This window comes from Mesorhizobium sp. M2A.F.Ca.ET.067.02.1.1 (assembly GCF_004023285.1).
In the GTDB taxonomy this organism is placed as follows: domain Bacteria; phylum Pseudomonadota; class Alphaproteobacteria; order Rhizobiales; family Rhizobiaceae; genus Mesorhizobium.
The window spans coordinates 1-3,217 of record NZ_RZSB01000691.1 but is presented as its reverse complement, the minus strand read 5'-3'; the positions used below and the strand labels follow the sequence as shown (position 1 = coordinate 3,217).

General features: G+C 64.0%; 5 protein-coding genes. 2 read left to right on the top strand and 3 right to left on the bottom strand.

Annotated features, from left to right (window positions below; translation table 11 throughout):
• Positions 1–536: MFS transporter (locus EOA28_RS30105; RefSeq protein WP_128315590.1), on the top strand; the 536-nt coding region annotated here is incomplete at its 5' end.
• A gap of 181 nt (positions 537–717) precedes the next feature.
• On the top strand, positions 718–1,869 hold the full coding sequence (gene rnd, locus EOA28_RS30100) for a ribonuclease D (protein WP_127253579.1): 1,152 nt from the start codon (positions 718–720) through the stop codon (positions 1,867–1,869).
• A 1-nt stretch (position 1,870) separates the two neighbouring features.
• Here rnd and EOA28_RS30095 read toward each other — a convergent pair whose 3' ends face one another.
• The 3 genes from EOA28_RS30095 to EOA28_RS30085 all read right to left on the bottom strand — a co-directional run.
• Positions 1,871–2,290 (bottom strand): MAPEG family protein, encoded by a 420-nt coding sequence (locus EOA28_RS30095; RefSeq protein WP_126082970.1) that lies wholly within the window; start codon positions 2,288–2,290, stop codon positions 1,871–1,873.
• A 67-nt stretch (positions 2,291–2,357) separates the two neighbouring features.
• Positions 2,358–2,906: a hypothetical protein gene (locus tag EOA28_RS30090; protein WP_245484230.1), complete on the bottom strand. Its 549-nt coding sequence runs from the start codon at positions 2,904–2,906 to the stop codon at positions 2,358–2,360.
• 46 nt (positions 2,907–2,952) lie between these two features.
• A partial coding sequence (locus EOA28_RS30085; RefSeq protein WP_189342250.1) for an IMP dehydrogenase occupies positions 2,953–3,217 on the bottom strand: 265 nt, incomplete at its 5' end.

The window sequence follows — 3,217 nt, the reverse complement described above, 5'->3', positions numbered from 1 at the left end:
ATATGCGCACGGTGTTCGAATCCGGCCCGCTGACCGCCGGCTTCACCGTGGCGCTGTTCGCCTTCTCGCAGGCGACGACGCGCTTCTTCGCCGACAGCTTCGTGGACCGCCACTCGCCGAGCGGCGTGGCGCGCGTGCTGATGGCGACGATGATGGCCGGCGTCTTCACCGTCTTTTTCTCGCCCCTGCCCTTCATTTCGATGTTGGGCTTTGCGCTTCTGGGCATCGGCAGCAGCGCCATCTTCCCGCTGGCGATCTCGGCGGCGGCTCAGCGCACCGATCGCCCCGCGGCGATCAATGTGGCGGCGCTGTCGCAGATCTCCTTCGTCGCCTTCCTGCTTGGGCCGCCGCTGCTCGGCTTCGTGTCGGACCATTGGGGCATCCGCTCGGCATATGGCATCGGCATACCGTTCATCCTGCTCAGCCTGGCGGCAGCGGGCGCGCTCGGCCGGCGGCCATCGCCGAGCGCGGTTCCGGACGGCGCGATGTCCGGTCCGACAAGAGAGCGGGTGCCGGCGCGGGCCTATGAGGCATGAAGGGCTCTTGGCGGAGCGGAGCGTGACGGCCTGAGGGTATGGCGGCTTGGCGCGCAGGCGCGCCGTGCGATTTCGCATGGGAGAACCTGGCGATCCAGCCACCGCTTACGTTGCGGCGGCTTGACGAAAGCGCGCGCGGCTGAAATTGAAAGGGGCCTAATATTGTGCCAGAAGCGATTTGATGCGCGTCATCACCACACAAGAAGAACTCGAGAGCGTTGTCGCGGCGTTCGAAAAGTCGGAATTCGTTACCGTCGATACCGAATTCATCCGCGAGACGACCTTCTGGCCGATCCTTTGCCTCATCCAGATCGCCGCACCTGGGATCGAGGCGCTTATCGATCCGTTGGCCCCCGACATCGACCTGAAGCCGTTTTTCCGGCTGATGGCCAATGAAGCGGTGCTGAAGGTTTTTCACGCGGCGCGCCAGGACATCGAAATCATCGTCCATCTCGGCAATCTCGTGCCGCATCCGGTGTTCGACACCCAGGTGGCGGCGATGGTCTGCGGCTTCGGCGACAGCGTCTCTTACGACCAGCTCGTGCAGAAGGTCACGGGGGCGCGCTTGGACAAATCCTCGCGCTTCACCGACTGGCGGCACCGGCCGCTCTCCGACAAGCAGCTCGAATACGCGCTTGCCGACGTCACCCATCTGATCAAGGTCTACCAGCATCTCAGCGCCGAGCTGAAGCGCGAGGATCGCGCGCATTGGTTGAACGAAGAGATGGATATCCTCACCTCGCGCGAGACCTACGATCCGCATCCCGAGGATGCCTGGAAACGGCTGAAGATGCGGCTGCGCAAGCCGCAGGAGCTGGCGATCGTGCAGGCGGTGGCCGCCTGGCGCGAGCGCGAGGCGCGCGAGCGCGATGTGCCCCGCGGCCGCGTGCTCAAAGACGACGCGATCTACGAGATCGCGCAACAGGCGCCGCGCGACGCGGCGGCGCTCGGCAAGCTGCGCACCACCCCGAAAGGCTGGGAACGCTCCGCGACGGCAACCGCGCTGCTGGGCGCAGTCAACGCCGCCCTCGCGCTGCCCAAGGATGCGATGCCGAAACTGCCAAAGAGCGTGCAACCGCCGGAAGGATCGAACGCGGCGGCGGAGCTGCTCAAGGTGCTGCTCAGGATCGTCGCCGAAAAGGAAGGCGTCGCCACCAAGGTGCTGGCCTCCAGCGACGATATCGATCGCATCGCGGCCGAGGGCGACGAAGCCGACGTGCCGGCGCTGCAGGGCTGGCGGCGCGCCGTTTTCGGCGATCAGGCGCTGAGGCTGGTGCGCGGCGAAATCGGCATCAAGTTCGACAAGCGCAGGATTGCGGTGTTCGATCTTTAAATCAAACCACCCCGAGCAGGTGGAGCGCGAACCAGACCCAGGCCAGGAGAAGTATGCCGGCGCCGAGGAAGAAGACTCCGGTGCGGTGCGGCACATGGTTTCCGTCGAGATGCACCCAGGCGTGCACATAGCGCGTGAGGATGAACAGCCACATCAGCGCCAGCGTCAGATAGTTCACGCCGTTGGTGACGAACAGCGCCAGGCAGAGCACGTGGAAGAGAACCGGCAGCTCGAACTGGTTGATCAGATTGTTGGCGACGGTGACGCTCGAAGCGGGTTCGGTCGAGCGGAGCTTGTACTGGCTGACCCTGGCTTCGCCTGATTTCACAGCCCCGTAGCGCCGTTTGAGCATCACCAGATAGACGATATAGACCAGTAGCACGTGCGCCAGCATCGGCCAGAAGATGGCGGTCTGGCGCATCAGCCCCTCCCTTTTCCTTAACGCAATTGCGGACGGAAAACCGTTTTACACTCTTCCTGGAACTGCCTTAGCGCCGCCGCTGTCCGGCCAGCGCGAAGACGGCGATAACGAAGACCGGAATGGCCAGCAGCGCGAATTTGGTGACGGTCAGCAACGAGGCGAACGCCAGCGAATCGGGATTGGCCGATTGGAAATCGGACAAGAGCCGCGCCACGGCAAAATTCTGGGCGTAGTCGGCGACCGCGTAGGGAAGCACCAGCACCAGCGAGAACAGTGCCTGCAACTGCGCCGACATGGCGCGGAACGTGCTGAGCCGCCGCCCGTAAACAAGGATGAGGCTCACCAGCGTCAGCGACAGCAGCGCCGGGAACAGGACATCGAAGGTCAAATAGTGCCAGACGATGATGATCTCGCCGCCGCGGCGGCCGAGCGCCGTGAGCCAGGCCATGCCTTCGTCGGGGGTGAAGCCGGCAACGCGGATGTCAAGCGAGGCCAGGCCGCCGCTCAAGCGCTGGAAATAGAGGAACTCCAGCGCCGTCATGGCCAGGAAAAGCGCAATCGAAGCGATGGAGAGCGCCGCCGCGTGCCGCGACAGCCGCAGCACCGCCACGCTCAAATCACACCACAGTCCGCCCTGACGATCGGACTGATCGGCCTCCCGATCAAATTCCGCCCGGGTAATTGGGGCTTTCGCGGGTGATCGTGACGTCATGGGCGTGGCTTTCACGAAGTCCGGCATTGGATATGCGCACAAAGGTGGCGCGCTCGCGGAAATCTGCAAGGTCACGTCCACCCACATAACCCATAGCGGCTTTCAGGCCGCCCGCAAGCTGGTGCAGCACGCCAGCAACAGGTCCTTTGTAGGGAACCTGCCCTTCAATGCCTTCCGGAACCAGTTTCAGCGTATCGCGGACCTCCGCCTGGAAG

Bases quoted from the DNA above. Each gene is read 5' to 3' on its own strand.
- rnd (WP_127253579.1), top strand. From the start codon at position 718: ATGCGCGTCATCACCACACAAGAAGAACTCGAGAGCGTTGTCGCGGCG.
- EOA28_RS30095 (WP_126082970.1), bottom strand. From the start codon at position 2,290: ATGCGCCAGACCGCCATCTTCTGGCCGATGCTGGCGCACGTGCTACTG.